The sequence below is a fragment of the Enterococcus sp. AMC2644 genome, assembly GCF_058216475.1.
This window is the reverse complement of record NZ_CM177095.1, coordinates 768,975-787,500: the sequence shown is the minus strand read 5'-3', so window position 1 is coordinate 787,500 and position 18,526 is coordinate 768,975. Positions and strand designations below refer to the sequence as shown.

The 18,526-nt window shown below is 35.1% G+C and carries 17 protein-coding genes and 2 tRNA genes; 15 read left to right on the top strand and 4 right to left on the bottom strand.

Annotation, left to right across the window (positions count from 1 at the left end; translation table 11 throughout):
* The first annotated feature begins 152 nt into the window (after window positions 1-152).
* From AC4BC5_RS03870 to AC4BC5_RS03840, 7 genes are all read left to right on the top strand, one after another.
* Window positions 153-225: transfer RNA gene (locus tag AC4BC5_RS03870), tRNA-Thr, on the top strand.
* Between the two features lie 137 nt (window positions 226-362).
* Complete coding sequence (locus AC4BC5_RS03865) at window positions 363-809, top strand: Ohr family peroxiredoxin (RefSeq protein WP_490496865.1); 447 nt, start codon at window positions 363-365, stop codon at window positions 807-809.
* A gap of 92 nt (window positions 810-901) precedes the next feature.
* Window positions 902-1,603, top strand: coding sequence for a Crp/Fnr family transcriptional regulator (locus AC4BC5_RS03860; protein WP_490496864.1), 702 nt, complete (start codon window positions 902-904; stop codon window positions 1,601-1,603).
* An 85-nt stretch (window positions 1,604-1,688) separates the two neighbouring features.
* The gene (locus AC4BC5_RS03855) at window positions 1,689-2,234 is read left to right on the top strand and encodes a sigma-70 family RNA polymerase sigma factor (RefSeq protein WP_490496863.1); all 546 of its coding nucleotides are present in this window, start codon (window positions 1,689-1,691) and stop codon (window positions 2,232-2,234) included.
* The gene (locus tag AC4BC5_RS03850; protein WP_490496862.1) at window positions 2,231-3,583 is read left to right on the top strand and encodes a hypothetical protein; all 1,353 of its coding nucleotides are present in this window, start codon (window positions 2,231-2,233) and stop codon (window positions 3,581-3,583) included. Before AC4BC5_RS03855 ends, AC4BC5_RS03850 begins: the two co-directional genes overlap by 4 nt.
* Before the next feature lie 204 nt (window positions 3,584-3,787).
* Complete coding sequence (locus tag AC4BC5_RS03845) at window positions 3,788-4,423, top strand: C39 family peptidase (protein WP_490496861.1); 636 nt, start codon at window positions 3,788-3,790, stop codon at window positions 4,421-4,423.
* 256 nt (window positions 4,424-4,679) lie between these two features.
* Window positions 4,680-4,753: transfer RNA gene (locus AC4BC5_RS03840), tRNA-Asn, on the top strand.
* A gap of 38 nt (window positions 4,754-4,791) precedes the next feature.
* Here AC4BC5_RS03840 and AC4BC5_RS03835 read toward each other — a convergent pair.
* Complete coding sequence (locus AC4BC5_RS03835; protein ID WP_490496860.1) at window positions 4,792-6,165, bottom strand: PH domain-containing protein; 1,374 nt, start codon at window positions 6,163-6,165, stop codon at window positions 4,792-4,794.
* A complete protein-coding gene (locus AC4BC5_RS03830) occupies window positions 6,162-6,551 on the bottom strand; it encodes a GntR family transcriptional regulator (RefSeq protein ID WP_490496859.1) in 390 nt (129 codons plus the stop codon). Before AC4BC5_RS03830 ends, AC4BC5_RS03835 begins: the two co-directional genes overlap by 4 nt.
* A gap of 166 nt (window positions 6,552-6,717) precedes the next feature.
* Between AC4BC5_RS03830 and AC4BC5_RS03825 the strand changes: the two genes are divergently transcribed.
* The 4 genes from AC4BC5_RS03825 to AC4BC5_RS03810 all read left to right on the top strand — a co-directional run bounded on the left by AC4BC5_RS03825 (window position 6,718) and on the right by AC4BC5_RS03810 (window position 11,705).
* Window positions 6,718-7,719 (top strand): acyltransferase family protein, encoded by a 1,002-nt coding sequence (locus tag AC4BC5_RS03825; protein WP_490496858.1) that lies wholly within the window; start codon window positions 6,718-6,720, stop codon window positions 7,717-7,719.
* 67 nt (window positions 7,720-7,786) lie between these two features.
* A complete protein-coding gene (locus AC4BC5_RS03820; protein WP_490496857.1) occupies window positions 7,787-9,115 on the top strand; it encodes a C1 family peptidase in 1,329 nt (442 codons plus the stop codon).
* A gap of 397 nt (window positions 9,116-9,512) precedes the next feature.
* Window positions 9,513-10,904: an L-cystine transporter gene (locus AC4BC5_RS03815; protein ID WP_490496856.1), complete on the top strand. Its 1,392-nt coding sequence runs from the start codon at window positions 9,513-9,515 to the stop codon at window positions 10,902-10,904.
* Between the two features lie 63 nt (window positions 10,905-10,967).
* On the top strand, window positions 10,968-11,705 hold the full coding sequence (locus AC4BC5_RS03810) for an acyl-ACP thioesterase domain-containing protein (protein ID WP_490496855.1): 738 nt from the start codon (window positions 10,968-10,970) through the stop codon (window positions 11,703-11,705).
* A gap of 44 nt (window positions 11,706-11,749) precedes the next feature.
* Here AC4BC5_RS03810 and AC4BC5_RS03805 read toward each other — a convergent pair whose 3' ends face one another.
* Window positions 11,750-12,718, bottom strand: coding sequence for an asparaginase (locus AC4BC5_RS03805; RefSeq protein WP_490496854.1), 969 nt, complete (start codon window positions 12,716-12,718; stop codon window positions 11,750-11,752).
* A 145-nt stretch (window positions 12,719-12,863) separates the two neighbouring features.
* Between AC4BC5_RS03805 and AC4BC5_RS03800 the strand changes: the two genes are divergently transcribed.
* Genes AC4BC5_RS03800 through AC4BC5_RS03790 form a run of 3 tightly spaced genes read left to right on the top strand, consistent with a single transcriptional unit; the run spans window position 12,864 to window position 15,081 of the window.
* The gene (locus tag AC4BC5_RS03800; RefSeq protein ID WP_490496853.1) at window positions 12,864-13,694 is read left to right on the top strand and encodes a DUF72 domain-containing protein; all 831 of its coding nucleotides are present in this window, start codon (window positions 12,864-12,866) and stop codon (window positions 13,692-13,694) included.
* 23 nt (window positions 13,695-13,717) lie between these two features.
* Window positions 13,718-14,554, top strand: a complete 837-nt coding sequence (locus tag AC4BC5_RS03795) for an HAD-IIB family hydrolase (protein WP_490496852.1) — start codon at window positions 13,718-13,720, stop codon at window positions 14,552-14,554.
* A gap of 8 nt (window positions 14,555-14,562) precedes the next feature.
* On the top strand, window positions 14,563-15,081 hold the full coding sequence (locus tag AC4BC5_RS03790; protein WP_490496851.1) for a pyrophosphohydrolase domain-containing protein: 519 nt from the start codon (window positions 14,563-14,565) through the stop codon (window positions 15,079-15,081).
* Between the two features lie 16 nt (window positions 15,082-15,097).
* Here the strand turns inward: AC4BC5_RS03790 and AC4BC5_RS03785 are convergent, their stop codons facing one another.
* Window positions 15,098-16,447 (bottom strand): aspartate kinase, encoded by a 1,350-nt coding sequence (locus AC4BC5_RS03785; protein ID WP_490496850.1) that lies wholly within the window; start codon window positions 16,445-16,447, stop codon window positions 15,098-15,100.
* Between the two features lie 249 nt (window positions 16,448-16,696).
* Here AC4BC5_RS03785 and AC4BC5_RS03780 point away from each other — a divergent pair, with 249 nt between their 5' ends.
* Window positions 16,697-18,418 carry a septation ring formation regulator EzrA gene (locus tag AC4BC5_RS03780; protein ID WP_490496849.1) on the top strand — a complete coding sequence of 574 codons (1,722 nt, stop codon included), beginning with the start codon at window positions 16,697-16,699 and terminating at the stop codon, window positions 18,416-18,418.
* Window positions 18,419-18,526 lie beyond the last annotated feature (108 nt).

Here is an 18,526-nt window from a genome sequence, read left to right as displayed (position 1 = left end):
GCCAATAGTCAAATTATGATAAAAGAAGATAATCAAATTACTAAAACAATCAAAAAGCTGGATGGAGAAGTCTTTTTTTTACTAGTATTTTCTTCAAAAAATATTGACAAGTTTTGTTATTTTGGTTATGCTAATACTTGTGTTAAATATGTGCCGCCTTAGCTCAGTTGGTAGAGCACCACCATGGTAAGGTGGGGGTCGTCGGTTCGAATCCGACAGGTGGCTTTCAAAAAAAACTCAAATTCTTTCTATTAAAGGATTTGAGTTTTTTTTTGGAAAATTTTCAAGTCTTGACATAGGTCAAGGAACGACAAGCCAAAACTCCTTATACTAAGTTTATTAAAACTAAGGGAGTGTTTTTCATGGCTGTATATACAAAAATTTATGAAACCAGTGCAATTAATACCGGAGGACGAGATGGTGTAAGTTATTTAACGGATGCTTCTTATGAAGTGAAAATTACGACACCAAAAAGCATGGGAGGGACTGGAGAGGGCCAAAACCCAGAGCAATTATTTGCATTAGGTTATGCCGCGTGTTTTCATGGTGCATTAGAGTTGGCTAAAGGACAATATAAAGTAAGTAATAAATCTCAAGTTTTACACACTGTTTCATTATTTAAGAAACCTGATGCTGCTGATTTTAAATTGGAGGTAGCTATTCAAGTTGGTATTCAAGATTACTCTTTAGAAGAAACTCAACAACTGGCAGATAAAGCACATGCAATTTGTCCGTACTCTAAAGCACTACAAGGAAATATTGAAATTTTTGTTCGTGCGATAGATTATGATGCCAGTAAGGAAAAATAAAGAGAGAGATGTTGTTTGAAATGATCTACATTTTAAACAACATATTTTTTTTATGAGGTATACTGGAAGAAAAAAGAAAGAGAGGTACTAAAATGTCCACAAAAATTGATTTTACAAAATATCATCACTGTATTAGTACGATGCCATTATTTCAAAATTTGTGGTTACAACAAATCGAAGTAATTCAAAATCATATTAGAGAAAAACTATTTTCAATCGATGAATTTTTATATCAAGCAGGAGAAAAATCAGAAGCATTGTATTTAATTCAAGAAGGGCAAGTGAAAATTTATCGTGTCGCTCCTTCAGGAAAAGAACAAGTGATTCGGGTTTTGGAACAAGGTGATTTTGTAGGAGAAATGTCGTTGTTTGATGATCGTGTCTATGATAACTATGTTCAAGCAATGACACCTACCAAAGTTTGCGTTATTAATCGTCATGATTTTAAAGAGGTATTATTAACGAACCCACAAATTGCTTGGGAAATTTTGATCGAGTTAGCGAATCGTTTAACTGATTCTGAACAACAAATGACCCTGATTACAACTACTAGTGTGCTTACTCGTTTAAGTAATTATTTATTAGCAGCCTATCAAAAGCAGCAAACAACACAAATTCATTTAGAAACAACAAAGAAAAATATTGCTTCGTATTTGGGGATGTCTGCAGAATCTTTCAGTCGAGGTCTAACCAAATTAACAAGAAAAAAGATTGTTTCTCAACCTACACCCAATATTATTGAACTGTTAGCTATCCATGAATTAGAAAAATTAGCTCATGAAGACTCGTTGTAATTTCTTAAGTGAAGTTACAACGAGTTTTAATATATGGAAGGATTTTAACAATTCTTTGTGTATATATAAGTGAGGAGGGAGAAAAGTGAGAGATGAAGAAATTTTGAAGGGTCTTATAGCAAAAGATGAAGCTGTTTTTAATCTAGTTGTTAAACAATACAGTAAGCTACTATGGGCGGTTGCTTATTCTATTTTAGGTAAAAATTATCCAACACACGATGTTGAAGAGTTAGTCAGTGACGTCTTTCTTCGTTTATGGAAAACTCCTGAAAAATACAATCCAGAGCGAGGTTCATTAAAAAATTATTTAGCACTTATTACAAGAAGCTTCGCATTAAATAAATTACGCCAAAAAACAAAATTTGAATTTGAAGACGTAAGTTTAGAAGAAGAACTACAAACGCCAATTGCAAATACAGAAATTTGGACAGCGTTTTTATTAAGTATTCAAGAACTAAAAGATCCAACAAAAGAAATCTGTATTCAACGATTTGTTTATGAACAAAAACCTGAGACAATTAGCCAACTTATGGGATTAAGTAAAATGGAGGTAAATAATCGCTTGTACAAAGGAAAAAGGAAATTGCGTTGCTTGATGGCTAAGCAACTGATGGAAGGAGAGCAATCATGAAAAGAGCGTACCCAATATCTAATTTAACCGAATTGACTGACGAGCAATTAGACTTATTATTAATAGAAAATGGACAAGTTTTTTCAGAAAAGAATCAACGCGCCATCCAAAAAAGAATCCAGAAAAAAAGAAGATTAAAACATCATTCGACTAAAATAATTTTAGGAATTGCTGCAACATTATTGCTAATACCTACTAGTGTCTATTCAGTAAGTAAGGTTTGGTCTATTCTTACTCAACAAGACAACTTTTTAACGACTTTAACGGTTCAAAAAGATACAAATAATCAGCAAGCGTATAAACTAAATTTTACGTACGTACCTGAAAACTTGCAACCACATTCGGATGGAATGAAATACTGGCATCCAGAAACACAGAGTGGCGGTTTTTCAAGTTTGCTCTTACGTCCTAAAAATATTGAGGAGTACAAAGTTCCGTTTTCAACGGATGTTCAAGAAATGACAATTAACGAACGTCCAACTTTTTTTGTTAAACGTTCTATAGTACAGAACAGCTTTGATACAGTTGCTTTTATGATTTGCGAAAAAGAAAATTTAATTGTTGAACTTTATTTTGATAGTAGTTTAACCAAACAGGAGCAAGAAAAAATTTTGGCAGGTATTACATTAGAGCAAACAACAAAGGAACAATCAACTATTATTAATGAAGTAGTACAAGAAAGTGGAGACACTCCCCATATAACTGGCTTGCGTAAAGATAGTCAAAATATTTACCAATTAGATGAGCCAATTAGAATCAATGATTCAGATCTTAAGTTAGAGATGAACATCAGTGATTATTCTGAAGGGCTAATGCTACCTGATTTCCAAGCAAAGCCATCGTCTTATCATTTATCACAAGACGATCAACTGATTCTTACGCCAGAAGGCACCTTGTTGCCTTATACTGCAAAAATTTATCGACCAGGAGATGGTATCGCCTTTCTTGATGAACAAATAAATACAATAGAAGTTCAGCCGTTATATAAAGAAGTGACATTTACTATCCAAAATCTTTCGAAGCAACCATTGGAAGAGTTCTATTTTTCACCAACATTCGAACAATTACAAATAAAAAAATCACGTTATCAACCGAAAGAAGAAACGACGTATACAGAGCCTTTTTTGATTAGAAATGAACCGATATATGTTGAAGGAGTAGAAGATGGGAAAGCTTTTTATAATATAGGAACCTTTATGCCTGGCGAAAAGAAAATAATTCGTATAGGTTATTTAGATGCTTATCCTGAAGAAGATGAAGAGTTCATTAAAATTAATCTGAGTGGAACGTATGTCGAAAATTTCAATTCACCAGAGATACAATGGATTCAACTTCCAAAAAATAAGTAAGATTTAGGCAAACCAATCTACTTAGATTGACAAATAGAAAGAAAACAAGGCATACTATCGAGTAAGCAGTTTAATAAACAATAAATTAAAGGGCTGATGAGGATTAAAAAGAAACAATTTTATTTCACAGTTCTTTCAGTGGGCGTCTTGACTGGAGCGGGTACAATGTGGCTGACGCATAGTTTTCGTGAGGATTCTATACTTATGCAAACTTATTCTGAGTTGATTCATCCAGCAGCTGAGGATTCGTTAAATCTGATTGATGTTCCTTTAGAAAATCAATTGACGAAGACACCATTAGAGAACGGCTGTGAAATTACGAGTCTATCTATGTTGCTACGTTATTATCATTTTGATACAAATAAGAATCAATTAGCTAAAATGCTGAATTATGTTCCCCTCATATCTGAAAATGGTTTTTATGGAAACCCACATAAAGGCTTTGTTGGAAATATTGAAGAAGGATATGAGTCAATGGGAGTTGGTGTAGAACCTTTGGCAAAAGTAGCAAAAGAAGTTGTGGGGAGTAAATATCAAGTAGAAGTAAGTACAACAAAAGATTTTTCTAAACTGGAAGAAAAGGTACGTGCAGGGGTTCCTGTTTTAGTGATTACGACAGTCGACTTTGAAGTGCCAACAGAGGATGATTTATGGGAGTGGCAGACAGAAGAGGGGATTGTAACCGTTAGTCCTTTATGTCATGCAGTTGTTATTACTGGTATTGAAGGAGATACAATCTATGTTAATGATCCATACGGTTATCGTCATCGAGAAGTCAATCGCAATGACTTTCAAATAATTTATGAAAAGATGGGCAAGCAATCTTTGTATCTTGAATAAGGCGGCTGTGACAAATAACTACGATTGTTTGTCACAGTCCCTTTTAAATTTAGCTTGCAGTCCTTAATTGTCAGTAAATAATTTGATTGTTATTTTTAGTTAAAATCATTCGTTTTATAAACCTGTAAAGCATTTTATTTTAAAGAAGTTCTCCTTTTATTGGATAAGTTATTTAATAATCGCTAGTTTTTTAAACAAAATGCAAAAGAGGACTTGATTAATTGAAAAAAAATTGCTATTATACATTCATAGTCATTCCGGCATAGCTCAGTTGGTAGTAGCGCATGACTGTTAATCATGATGTCGTAGGTTCGAGTCCTACTGCCGGAGTTAAAAAGAACAAAAGTCATTTCGACTTTTGTTCTTTTTTATTTTTCAATAACTTGTTGTAAATGTTGATAAGCAGCCACTGTTTTTTGTGGTTGTTTATTTGTGTAATAATAATCTCTAGTAGGTGTTACGATGTGTAAAATTTGTTTTGTTTTATGATCGATATAAAGGGTGGCAGCTTTACCGTCCACCTTGAAGTTACCTGTTGCGTAATTGTCTGTCGCACTACCATATAGTTTTGTAATTTTATTAGGCAATTTTTCTATTAGTTCCACTTTTTCAATGTTATTTAGGAGTATCTCTGAAGTAGGAACAAAAGGAGCTTTTAACTCAACTTTAGTAGAGCTTTGTTCATATTGAAATGGATTTGTAGTGAAATCATACAAGTAAGCTGGAACTAGCGTAACCACAAAAGCACCAACAATTATTATACCTGTTAATCCCATCAATAGTTTTCCAATTGGACGTCCCAAATTGATTCCCATCTTCATTCCCATTCGACTAGGGATAAATAAGCGTGCATCATTGGGATTGTAATAGACGCCAAAACGCCAGTATTGATCGTCTCCTAGATAGCGATAGCTTGAAACATGTGCCAGTAATTGATCTTGTTTTTTTCGTAAAGAGTAGAGAAACCAAAAAGAAAAAATAGTCCAACTAATAAGTAACAACAAAAAGAAAACGAATGAAATCATTTCAAGCCAAGAGGATGCAGTTAGGCTAATTGCTGGAATAAAGAGTAATGGAACCATCACCCAACTGATTGAAAGCATCATCAGTGACCAATGGTGCTTTGTCAAATCATTGTATTGTTGATTAATTGAGGGGGTATCCGTTAATGCACGAACAGGTAATTTTCCAACAGCTACCCAACTGATAAATGAAAGCAATAATATAATTCCGCTCAGAATAATCATCAACCAACTGCCTTCAAATTGAGAATGTAAACTATAGCTACTTCCTAAAATCCAAAGAATCAGTGAAGGCAATAACCACCAGCCTGATACCATTTTTTGATTTTTAGCTAAAACGAGCTGTGTATCAATTAAAATAGGTTTTACGGGCATTAGCCAACCATTCGCAATCAATAGTTCTTGCATTTTTCGCACATAATGAATCTTGCAAAAAAGCAGCGCCGTCATACTGCTGAATAAAAGAATCCAGAAAAAGGTTAATAAAATTGATTCATAAGAAATAAAGAGAAAACCAACACTTAATACGCTAAAAATAGCAGCAATTTGCATCAATCGATTTTTGTATTCTTGTGCTAAGGCACGAACTTGTGGAGCTGTTAAGTGTTCTGTAAGCATTGTATTTTCTAAAATCACTTGATTGTGTGGTGTACCAGACAATCGAAGGGTACATGCTTGGATAATATTAACCAAAATGAATATACCAAATAGATAACTCATGATTTATCACATCCTTTTGAATAAGTATTAAGATAAGTTTCGACATCATGTAAAATGTTTTCTTTTGATTGCTGATGAAGATAACCTTCTGCTAGCAATAATGCTAATTTGTGCTCATATGCTTTTTTCGCACGTTCATCAAAACCACGTCTTTCAGTGACAACCGTACCGTTACGACGGTCAGTGATTAAATAGCCCTCTTCTTTTAAAAGATTGTAAGCTTTTGAAATAGTCATTGGATTGACACCTAACTCATCAGCTAACATTCTTACAGAAGGAAGTAAGTCGCCAGATGTTAGTTGCTGCTGGGCAATCCCTAAAATGATTTGATCTCGTAATTGTTTGTAAATCGGTTCGTCTCCGAATGGGTCGATTTCTAAAATCATATTTTCCACCTCTTTGTATTATACGTTATAATACAAATGATATAAAATCAACTGTTAATTATCGAAAAAAATTGTTAAGTTCTTTTGGATAATTGCAATAAAATTGCAACATTTATCCTGTATACTAAAAATAAAGAAAAGAATTTTATAAAGATAGGTGAAGTGTGTGCTAAAAAGAAGAGATCCTTTTTTTGATAATGCTAAATTTTTATTAATGATTTTAGTTGTTTTTGGACATTTGTTACAACCATTTATTGCTGATGCACAGTGGAGCAATGATTTGTACTTTACAATCTATACGTTCCATATGCCAGCTTTTATTTTTATTTCAGGATATTTTGCGAAATCATTTGATTACAAAAAAGGGCAACAGGTACGTATTAGTTTTCAAAAGTTTATTTTGCCCTATATTATTTTTCAATGGCTGTATTCTTTATTTTATTGGATTATTGGGACAAATGATTCTTTTTCTTTCCAATTACATATACCGAATTGGTCGCTGTGGTTTTTAATAAGTTCTTTTTTTTGGCAACTCTCATTGTATTTTTTTCAAAAAGTTTCGCCAAAAATTGGAATCACTGTCAGCGTGCTACTGAGCCTTTTAGTGGGCTATTTACCATTTATTGGTCGAGAACTAACATTACAGCGTACCGTAGTTTTTTTACCTTTTTTTGTGATGGGGTATTATTTACAAAAAGAGCGTGTCGAACGATTCGAATTAATGAAACATCGCAGGTGGTTTATGTTAGCTTTTGCAGGTGTTTACGGATTCATTCATTGGATTGGGCCAGTTAACAAATATATTTTCTTTGGTTCAAAACCTTATGAGGATTTTTTAAACTTTCCTGAGTGGGGAGCGATGGTTCGTATTGTCACACTAATATTAGGCTGTATAGGTATTTTGGCATTTTTTGCCTGTGTACCTACCAAAGAAAAGTTTTATACTTCTTGTGGAAAATACACAATGGTTGCCTATCTCTTACATGGCTTCGTTGTTAAGGCGGTACGTGAAATTTCAGGAGATTTAATTCCATTAAATGGGGGAACGTTGGTTTTAATTTTCTTGGCAAGTATCGGTTTAACCTATGTTTTAGCTAGTAAACCTGTAGGAGAAGCTTATGCTGGAGTTGAACAACGATTGTTAGGAACGCATCGAAAAAATAGATAGAATGACATCAGTTGTTTTTCTAAAACAGGAGGAGTAGAATAAATACTAGAGTAAAGGAGATGTTATTATGTCTGAAATTAAGAAAGAGCTAACTCAAAAATTTGCGTTAGACTTTAAAGACAACAATAAGCAAAACGCCTTACAACGTGGGGTAGTCAAAAATGGCATTCGAGCGTCAGCTGAAAATGTCAGTGCACAAATCAATAATGTACCTGTATTTTCGGTAGATGTAAAAACAGGAAAAGTAGCTAATCAAAAACAATCGGGCCGTTGCTGGATGTTTGCAGCATTAAATACATTCCGTCATAGAATGTTGAATCAGTTTAACTTGAAAGAATTTGAATTATCTCAAAACTATACTTTCTTCTGGGATAAATATGAGAAAGCCAACTATTTTTACGAAAATATTTTGGCAACTGCTAATCAAGAGTTAACTAGTCGAAAAGTAGCTTTCCTATTACAAACACCTCAGCAAGATGGCGGTCAATGGGATATGATTGTTTCTATCTTCCAAAAATATGGCGTTGTGCCAAAAACAGTCATGCCAGAAAGTAATAGTTCTTCTAGTTCACGTGAACTAAATACGTATTTAAATAAAAAACTACGCAAAGATGCCTCTGTTTTACGTCGCTTGGTCTCTGAAGGAAAGACATCTGAAGAAATTCAAGCAGCAAAAGCAACGATGTTACAGGAAGTTTATAACTTTTTAGCCATGTCGCTTGGAACACCTCCTGAAGTGTTTGATTTTGAATACCGCGATGAAGAACAAGAATACCACTTAGATCGTGACTTAACGCCTAAAACATTCTATGAAAAATATGTTGGTGTTAATTTAGACGACTATGTAAGTATTATTAATGCTCCTACAGCCGATAAACCTTATAATCAATCCTATACAGTAGAAATGTTAGGGAATGTTGTTGGCGGTAAAGAAGTGAAATATTTAAATGTTGATATGGAAACATTTAAAAAGTTAGCTATCGCCCAATTAGAACAAGGAGAATCTGTTTGGTTTGGTTGCGATGTTGGTCAATCATCAACACGTGATACAGGTATTATGTCTTTAGATGCCTATGATGTAAATGACTTATTTGATATTGATTTTGACATGACTAAAGCTGAACGTCTTGACTATGGTGAAAGTTTGATGACGCATGCAATGGTTTTAACTGGTGTCGATTTAGTAGATGGTCATTCAACAAAATGGAAAGTTGAAAATAGTTGGGGTGAAAAAGTTGGCGATAAAGGTTTCTTTGTCGCAAGCGATGCATGGATGGATGAATACACGTATCAAATCGTTGTACGCAAAGACTTATTAACTGCCGATCAATTAGCAGCATTTGAAGCCGAACCAACTGTTTTAGCGCCATGGGACCCAATGGGAGCACTAGCATAATCAAAATAGTAGGGCTCAATCAATAAAACGATCAGATTAATCGAAGCTAATCTATTTTAGTGATAAAAAGCTGTCCTTTGGTGGCTTTTTATCATTTTTTTTTGCGAATCTCTCTAGGAATAAGGAATAGAAAAGTCTATTTATTTAAATATTGCTTTGGTAAATATAGAAACTGTTTTTTTTAATTTCATTTTTTCTAGAAAATTATTTGAAAATAATATGAATACAAGTTCATGTATTAGACAATCGTTTCTCGCTTAGATATAATAATAACGTCACTAATGATTCTTTCACACGCATTTTCATTAGAGTGAACTGTTGAAGAATGGTCACTAGGAACCTTTACTTCCGTTGACGGACTTGTCATTTTCGCGTGAAAAACAAAGGAGGAACACAAATGACAACTCTGCTCACAGTATTAATTATTCTTATTTTTGCTGCTATTTTATATGTCTTTTATCGAATGCAAAAGAAACATGTCAAATTCTCGACTCGAGTATTTACTGGCTTATTTGCCGGAATTATTTTTGGGGGTGCTTTACAATTAATTTGGGGCACGGAAAACCCGATTGTAACGCAATCATTGGATTGGATTAAGTTAATTGGTAATGGATATGTTGCTTTACTACAAATGTTAATTATGCCGTTAGTTTTTGTTTCCATCGTCAGTGCATTTACACGGATGAAAGAAAGCGGCAAAATTGGTAAAATTAGTTTTACTGTACTTGCAACATTATTAGGAACTACAGCTATTTCGGCTTTAATTGGAATTGTTATGGTAATGATTTTCCAATTAGATGGAGCGACTTTTACAGAAGGAGCAGCTGAAACAGCTCGGATTGCGGAGATTACGCAACGTCAAGCTGAGGTTCAAAATTTATCGATTCCCCAACAAATTTTATCGTTTATTCCACGTAACGTATTTGCAGATTTAGCAGGAACACGTGCCACAAGTACGATTGGTGTTGTTATTTTTTCTGCATTTGTAGGAGTAGCTTATCTTGGCATTAAACGTAAATCACCAAAAGAAGCAGAGTTCTTCTTTAACTTAATGGAAAGTTTGTATAAAATTGTGATGCGTATTGTAACATTAGTTTTACGTTTAACACCATATGGGGTTTTTGCGTTAATGACTAATGTATTGGCAACAAGTGATTTTAAAGCAATCGTTAATTTAGGGGTCTTTATCATTGCTTCGTATGCTGCCTTGATAGTAGTATTGCTTGTCCATTCAATTATTTTAGCAGGGGTGAAAGTCAGCCCAATCACATATTTCAAAAAAGCTTTTCCTGCGTTAAGTTTTGCTTTTACCTCACGTTCAAGTGCGGGTACCTTACCGATGAATATTGAAACACAACGTCGTGCATTAGGCGTAGATGAAGCAACAGCTAACTTTGCTGGAAGTTTCGGTATCTCAATTGGTCAAAATGGTTGTGCGGGTGTTTACCCAGCAATGCTAGCGACAATGGTAGCTCCAACTGTAGGAATCAACATTTTTGATTGGCAATTTATTATCATGTTAATTGCAGTTGTAACAATTAGTTCTTTTGGTGTAGCTGGCGTTGGTGGTGGAGCAACATTTGCTTCATTAATTGTGCTAGGATCAATGAACTTACCAGTAGCAATTGTTGGCTTAGTTATCTCTGTTGAACCATTAATTGATATGGCGCGTACATTGGTAAATGTAAGTGATAGTATGGTAGCGGGCGTTGTAACAAGTTCTCGAATTAACGAATTAGATCGAGACGTATTAAATGATCCAGCTGCTGTAATTAGCGGAAACGAATAATCAGAAGAGTGCGTGTGCTCTTCTTTTTTTTCTATATTTATAAACAAACAAGGAGGAATTGATTTGGCAAGCAAATATACCACTCCCCATGAAGTCGTTGCTTATGAATGTGATGTCAATGGGACTATGAAATTATCGACAATGATTGCTGTAGCGATTAAAGTTTCAGAAGAACAAAGCAATCAATTGAATCGAGGAGCAGACTTTGTCCAACAGTTTGGGCTGACGTGGATTGTTACAAATTACCAACTATTCATTACTCGATTGCCAAAAGCAGGCGAAAAGATCAACGTAACAACACAAGCACAAGAATATAATAAATATTTTTGTTATCGCCATTTTTGGATTACGACACAAACCGGTGAAGAGCTAGTGCGAATAGAGACAATTTTTGCGTTAATGAATCTTGAGACGAGAAAAATGAGTAGTGTACCTATTGAAATTATCGAACCTTATGAAAGTGAGAAAATCACAAAAATTAAACGTTATCCTAAAATTGAAAAAGTTGAAAAAGGTATTAGTTTACCGTTCCGCGTACGTTTTTACGATATTGATGGGAATCAGCATGTGAATAATTCAATTTATTTTAATTGGATGATGGATGTTTTAGGCTATGATTTTTTAACGTCACATATCCCAACCTATATGAATATTCGCTTTGATAAGGAAGTAGAGTATGGCAATGAAATTGAGAGCCATTATGAAATCCTACAAGCAGAACACATCCAGAGTCGTCATGAAATTCGAATTGGTAGTCAAACTTATTGCGAAGCGTTTATTGAATGGCAGGAAAAAGCTTAAAAAACAACGACACGACACAAGTTTAAATTTTGTGTCGTGTCGTTTTAATGTTCCATAAAATAACTGAGTTCTTCTGGAGAAAGTTGACAATTTTTAGCAATTAGTAATTTAATACGTGCTTTTTGACTATTAATGCTATTACAAAAGATAACCCCCATCTTTTGCAATTCACTACCCCCGCCTTGATAATCATAGACAGGTTCGGCAATACCGTTAAAGCAACGTGAAACCAAGACGACAGGGATTTTTTTATTTAGCATTTTTTGGAGTGGCGGAAGAGTTTCCGGTGGTAAATTTCCAGCCCCTAACGCTTCGATTACTAAACCGTCGATATCTGTTTGGACTAGCCCTTCAAACAATTCACCGTGCATTCCAGCGTAGGCTTTGACAATTGGAATTAAGCCATCAACAGTAGCAACATCCAAGTGCGGTGTTGCTAGGAGTTTTTGCATAAATAAAATCCGGTTTTTACTCACTAGCCCGATGGGACCTAACGTTGGCGTTCGAAAAGTTGCAACGTTGGTCGTATGTGTTTTTGTGACATATCGTGCCGAGTGAATTTCATCATTCATTACGACTAGGACACCTTGATGAATAGCTTCCGGACAGGCTGCTACCCGAATTGCACTTTCAAAATTATAAAGACCATCACTTCCTAGTTCATTACTTGAACGCATTGCGCCAGTAATGACGATTGGTAGTTGATTGCCGATGGTAGTATCTAAAAAGAAAGCTGTCTCTTCTAGGGTATCTGTTCCATGTGTAATAACGACACTATCAACACCTGCTGATTTAGCAGCTTGAATTCGTTCTTTAATTTTTAACATGTGTCTTGGTGTAATATGTGGGCTAGGAAGATTGAAAATATCTTCGACGATTAATTCAACATCTTTGGGAATATTAATGGTTGCGTCCATTAAAGGATTTGCTACATCTGGACTGACGCCGCCAGTTAAGACATCTTCTTTCATGGCAATCGTCCCACCAGTATGAAGAACAAGTATCTTTTTCATATAAAAACCTCGCTTTTTTGACATGCAGTCTTAGTTTATCCTAAAGCTGAAAAAAAGGAAATTAAAATCATCAAAGCAGAGAAGTGTTGCGAAATAAATAAATTCTCTTTATAATTACTTTAACTTTCAAAAAGTAGGTGAGAGGATGATTCGCATTGGTTGTACGAGTTTTAAAGAACATACATATTTAACAGGAAAAAAAGAAACAACACTCTATGAATACGCTGGTTATTTTCCTTTAGTTGAAATGGATACAGGTTTTTATTTTATTCCTTCGCGTTCAAATATTGAAGGGTGGCTCAAACAAGTACCTGAACAATTTCGTTTTATTGTGAAAGTACAAAAGGTTTTCACCAAACATCAAGAGTTGGAAGAAGGACAGACACTAGTAGAGTTAGCTGAGCAATTAAAGAAGAATATGGCACCGATGATTGAATCAGGCCGTCTGTTTTGTTTATTGGCACAATTTCCAGCAACGTTCAAATGTACTAGAGAAAATGTAGATTACTTACGGATTTTACGTCAATTGTTTCAAGAGTGGCCAGTGGCAATTGAATTTCGGGATCGTAGTTGGTATGAAGAAAAATATATTGAAGGTACACGAACTTTTATGAAAACCCATCAATTTTCTTTAGTTATTGTAGATGAACCTAAAAAATTATCAACAACCGTTCCTCTAGATCCATATGTAACCAATGAAGACTTTACTTTTTTCCGTTTTCATGGTCGTAATGATATGGGATGGACTGCAACTGGACCTGATGCCCAAAAAATCCGTACGAATTACCGTTACAATACTGAAGAATTGGCTGAATTACAGCAATCAGTAGAAGCAGCTAAAGAAAAAAGTAAAGAAATAGCGGTGATATTTAATAATAATGCAGGTGGTGATGCAGCAGAAAATGCCATGGAATTTAAACGTCGTTTAGCTTTAGATTATGACAAATTGAACCCTAGTCAGTTAGAGTTGTTCTGACGGGAAAATAGGTAGGTGAATAGATGATTAAAGCGATATTTTTTGATATTGATGGGACGTTGATTGCTACTAATGGAACGATATTAGAAAGTACGAAAAGAGCAATCGCTCAAGCTCAAAAAAATGGTATTCTGTGTGGTGTCTCTACTGGGCGTGGTCCAGAAAGTGTGGAGCGAATTGTTCGTAAATTAAATTTAGATATGTTTGTTACATATAATGGTCAAGTAGTCTATACGAAAGATCAAACAATCTATGCGCGCCCTTTTGAAAAAGCTGTATTAGATGAAATTATTGAGTATGCTGATAAAAATTCCCGTCAGTTAATGTTAGGTGGTCGTCATCATATGGAAGGAAGCTTGACGATGCGAATTGGTCAATCAGGCTTTGTCCGTCGCATGATTCGTTTTGTTCCACATTGGTTTCCAATTCGAGGAATGAAATTAGCTTTGCAGCGTTATAGCCCTAACCGTCGCTCAAATCGCTATTCGAAGCTTGCTATTTTGAGAGAACCGATTTATCAATGTGTGATGTTAAGCGGGGAGTATGAAGCAGAAAAATTTCAACAAGCTTTTCCTGATTGTGACTTACAACGTTCCAATCCTTATACTGTAGACATCGTACCTAAAGGTGGCTCGAAATTACGCGGGATTCAATTTTTCTTAGCACATAAAGAAATTGCCTTAGCAGAAGCAATGGTTTTTGGCGATCATTGGAATGATATTGAAATGATTAAAGGGGTAGGCATCGGTGTTTCTATGGGGAATGGAATGGAAGAAACGAAACAAGCTGCTGATTTTGTAACGGCAAGCAATAATGAAGATGGCATTGAAAAAGCTTTGCGACATTTTCAGTTAATATAGGAGGAACTATGAAACCATTTGAAATGACAGAAGAGTTTCACCAGACATTTGATGCAAGACAACCTAATGTTCCTACAGCATTTAGTCAAGAAGATGCGTTGTATAGGGCAGGCTTCAAAGCAGAAGAATTAGTTGAATTTTTATATGCGGCTAGTGAAAATAATCCGCAGACTTTCTCAAAACTAGTGGATGGATTACATCAAGCTGTTGATCAAGCAAAAGAGAAGGTTTTAAAAAAAGAAAAAACGATTGATCCTTTAGTGGATCAAGTTGATGCTTTAATCGATGTATTGTATTTTACGTATGGCTCATTCTCATTGTTAGGAGTGGACCCAGAACCAATTATGGCCATTGTTCATCAAGCCAATATGGGGAAATTGTTTCCTGATGGTAAACCTCATTACGACCCAATAACCAATAAGGTGTTAAAACCAGCTAATTGGGAATCAGAATATGCACCTGAAGCTAAAATTAAGACAGAAATCGAACGTCAGCAGGCCTTAAAAGAAAATCAGCGTCCTCAATAAGAAGACGCTGATTTTTTTATTCAAAAAATGTGTAGTACAAGGTACGAATTGCATCTTGCTCGCGATCTTTATGGATACCGAACATAATGCTTACTTCTGATGAGCCTTGGTTAATCATATCAATACTAATTTTCTTTCTGGCTAGAGCCGCTGCACTTTCAGCCATTGTCCCAACACGATGTTTCATGCCTTCACCAACAACTACAACCATTGATAAGTCGTGTGTGATTCGTAACTCATCCGGATCAATTTCATAAGCAATTTTTCGTAATAATTCTTCTTCTAAATAAGGATTTAGTTGATTTGCACGTAAAATAATTGAAATGTCATCAATTCCAGAAGGCATGTGTTCATAATTTAAGCCAAATTCTTTGAAAATTTGTAGAACACGCAAAGTAAAACCAACTTCACGGTTCATTAAATATTTACTAATATAAATCATACTAAAACCTTCGTCACTGGCAATACCTACGACAGGATTTTCTAAATCTGAGCGTTCGTTGGTGATTAAAGTTCCTGGATGTGACGGGTTATTTGTATTTTTGATGACCACTGGAATTTTTGCACGATAAGAAGGCATTAAAGCTTCTTCATGGAAAACGCTAAATCCAGCGTATGCTAATTCACGCATTTCGCGATAAGTTAATTGAGTGATTGATTCTGGTTGATGGATATATCCCGGATGAGCAGCAAAAATACCGTCTACATCAGTAAAGTTTTCATATAAATCAACTTTTAAACCTGCGGCTACAATCGCACCAGAAATATCTGAGCCTCCACGAGAGAAGGTACAAACGTCACCGTCTTCTGTATAGCCAAAGAAACCAGGAACAACTAAAATTTCTTCACTATTGCGCCATTGATAAATGGCCGTATAAGATTTTGTCAAAATCCGGGCATTTTGAGGTTCATCAGACACAATCATTCCCAATTCTTTAGGATTGACATAACGAGCTGATAATCCTTCAGCTTGTAAAATACCAGCAATTAATTTTGCATTATTATCTTCTCCACTAGCTAAGACCGTATCATAAAAGTGCGGGTTATTTTCAACCGGCATATCAACTAAACTATCTAAGTCTTTGCGGATTTGTTTTAATGTTTCTTCATTAATACCAAAGGCAGTTCCAATTTCTTGATATCGTTCAAAAATAGCTTGAATGACTGCATCTGTATTTTCTTTTGCTAGACGTTTTTGATATAACTTAACCAACAAGTCAGTGACCTTAATGTCTTCGGTGTAACGTTTACCTGGTGCTGAAACGACGATAAATCGACGTGCAGAATCAGCTTTAATGATATTAATAACCTTTTTTAATTGTTCCGATGATGCAAGGGAACTTCCTCCAAATTTTGCTACTTTCATGGCATTACTCCTAAATTCATGTTTTATATAGATTACAGTTTCAAAGAAAAGAAATCAAGCTTTTTTGTTTCTGAAAAAAAGTTGCGATTTTTTTAGGGGTTCTTAGTGATTGCTGTTGGTCTTTATGCTATAATTCAACTTAGATGTCTTTTGGCAAAAGAAAATGGGTGGTTCTTAATATCGTTTATAAATTTTGTGAGTCATCACGAATTGGCAAAAGTGGAACTTGGGAAATTGGAGGAACCTTAAATGGGAAGTAATTTAATCATTGGAATCGTCATTGCCATCATCGTTGTCGCAGCAGGCTTGTATGGAGTCGGTTTCTACATGCGGAAAAAGAATCAAGAAAAACTCGATCAGTTAGAAAAGCGGAAAGAGTCTTTATTCGATTTACCGATTATTGAAGAAATTGATGAAATCAAAAAAATGCATTTAGTCGGCCAAAGTCAAAATACTTTTAGAGATTGGAACCAAAAATGGGCAGATATTTCAACACGTTCATTTTCAGAATTAGAGGGTCAAATCTTTGAAGTTGAGAACTTGAACGAAACCTTCCGATTTTTTAAAGCACAAGCGGCCGTGTCAGAAGCAGAAGCAACTATGAACATTATGGAACAGGAAGTCCAACGTATCCGTGAGGGGCTAAAAGAATTACGTGAGAGTGAAGAACGAAACTCTTTACAAGTTCAAAAAGCTCTAGATGTATACGAAGAGTTAAAACAAAAACTTCGTGAGAACGGCGAAGCTTTTGGTCCTGCTTATCCGGAAGTTCAAAAACAAATCAAAAGCATCGAAAGTGAGTTCACACAATTTGTGACATTAAATACGTCAGGAGACCCAGTAGAGGCTCGTGAAGTATTGGCGTCAGCCGAAAAAAATACGTATGAAGTAGAAGACTTAATGAATCGGGTGCCAGTCATCTTTGAGGAGCTGAATAAAGTATTCCCTTCACAATTGAAGGAAATCTCAGACAGCTACAAGAAAATGATTAATGACCACTACGTTTTCCCAGAAGAAAACTTTCAAGCGGATATTCAACGTGTTGAAAGACGTGTAGAAAATTCATTGGAAGATTTAGCAAAAGTAGAAGTAGAAGTTGTTGAAATTGCCAATCGTACAACAGCAGAAGAAATCGATGGTCTATATGATGTATTAGAGCGTGAAATCGAAGCAAGAAGATATGTAATGAAGAATGTCAAAGTTCTTACAGATTATATTGAACATGCTACTCGTAATAACCGTCAATTATTAATTGAATTAGATCATACTTCTCAAAGCTATGCGTTAAATCATAATGAATTGGGGCGTGTTCGTGGTTTCCAAACTGAAATCGAGGAAATTGCACGACGCAACGAAAACATTGCACCAAAACTGGAAAAAAACGAAATTCCTTATTCAGAACTACAACACTTCTACAAAGATGCGTTTAAGATCTTAGATGACGTTGAGAGTCAGCAAGTTGAAATTGATGATGCTCTTCGTGAATTACGAAAAGGTGAAAAAATTGCACAAGATAAAATTGATACGTTCGAATTTAAATTGCGCAATTTAAAACGTTTTGTTGAAAAACAACGTTTGCCAGGTTTGCCAGGAGAGTACTTAGAATTTTTCTTTATGGCAACAGATCGTATCGAAGAACTATCAAAAGCGTTGAACAAAATTCGTGTGGATATGGAAGAAGTTAATAAATTAGTTGCTATCTGTGAAGAAGACTTAGAATTGCTTGATGAACGCACGCATGACTTAGTCGATGCTGCAGCCTTAACGGAACAAATGATGCAATACGCAAATCGTTATCGTCATTCACATCCTGAAGTAAAAGCTTCTATCGATCGTTCTTTAGAATTATTTACGAATGAATATCGTTATCAAGATGCCTTGGATGAAATTGGCACGGCTTTAGAACGTGTTGAACCAGGTGCTTTCAAACGAATCGAAGACTTTTATTTCAACAATCGAGATTTAGTTTAATCAAAACAGCATTTGATGAAAATCAGATGCTGTTTTTCTTTTACAATCTTTTCAACTTGAAAGCAGAGATAGTAGCCGTTATAATAGGAAAGAATTTTAACAAACAGA

Bases quoted from the DNA above. Each gene is read 5' to 3' on its own strand.
- AC4BC5_RS03865 (WP_490496865.1), top strand. From the start codon at position 363: ATGGCTGTATATACAAAAATTTATGAAACCAGTGCAATTAATACCGGA.
- AC4BC5_RS03860 (WP_490496864.1), top strand. From the start codon at position 902: ATGTCCACAAAAATTGATTTTACAAAATATCATCACTGTATTAGTACG.
- AC4BC5_RS03850 (WP_490496862.1), top strand. From the start codon at position 2,231: ATGAAAAGAGCGTACCCAATATCTAATTTAACCGAATTGACTGACGAG.
- AC4BC5_RS03845 (WP_490496861.1), top strand. From the start codon at position 3,788: ATGCAAACTTATTCTGAGTTGATTCATCCAGCAGCTGAGGATTCGTTA.
- AC4BC5_RS03835 (WP_490496860.1), bottom strand. From the start codon at position 6,165: ATGAGTTATCTATTTGGTATATTCATTTTGGTTAATATTATCCAAGCA.
- AC4BC5_RS03830 (WP_490496859.1), bottom strand. From the start codon at position 6,551: ATGATTTTAGAAATCGACCCATTCGGAGACGAACCGATTTACAAACAA.
- AC4BC5_RS03820 (WP_490496857.1), top strand. From the start codon at position 7,787: ATGTCTGAAATTAAGAAAGAGCTAACTCAAAAATTTGCGTTAGACTTT.
- AC4BC5_RS03815 (WP_490496856.1), top strand. From the start codon at position 9,513: ATGACAACTCTGCTCACAGTATTAATTATTCTTATTTTTGCTGCTATT.
- AC4BC5_RS03805 (WP_490496854.1), bottom strand. From the start codon at position 12,718: ATGAAAAAGATACTTGTTCTTCATACTGGTGGGACGATTGCCATGAAA.
- AC4BC5_RS03800 (WP_490496853.1), top strand. From the start codon at position 12,864: ATGATTCGCATTGGTTGTACGAGTTTTAAAGAACATACATATTTAACA.
- AC4BC5_RS03795 (WP_490496852.1), top strand. From the start codon at position 13,718: ATGATTAAAGCGATATTTTTTGATATTGATGGGACGTTGATTGCTACT.
- AC4BC5_RS03790 (WP_490496851.1), top strand. From the start codon at position 14,563: ATGAAACCATTTGAAATGACAGAAGAGTTTCACCAGACATTTGATGCA.
- AC4BC5_RS03785 (WP_490496850.1), bottom strand. From the start codon at position 16,447: ATGAAAGTAGCAAAATTTGGAGGAAGTTCCCTTGCATCATCGGAACAA.
- AC4BC5_RS03780 (WP_490496849.1), top strand. From the start codon at position 16,697: ATGGGAAGTAATTTAATCATTGGAATCGTCATTGCCATCATCGTTGTC.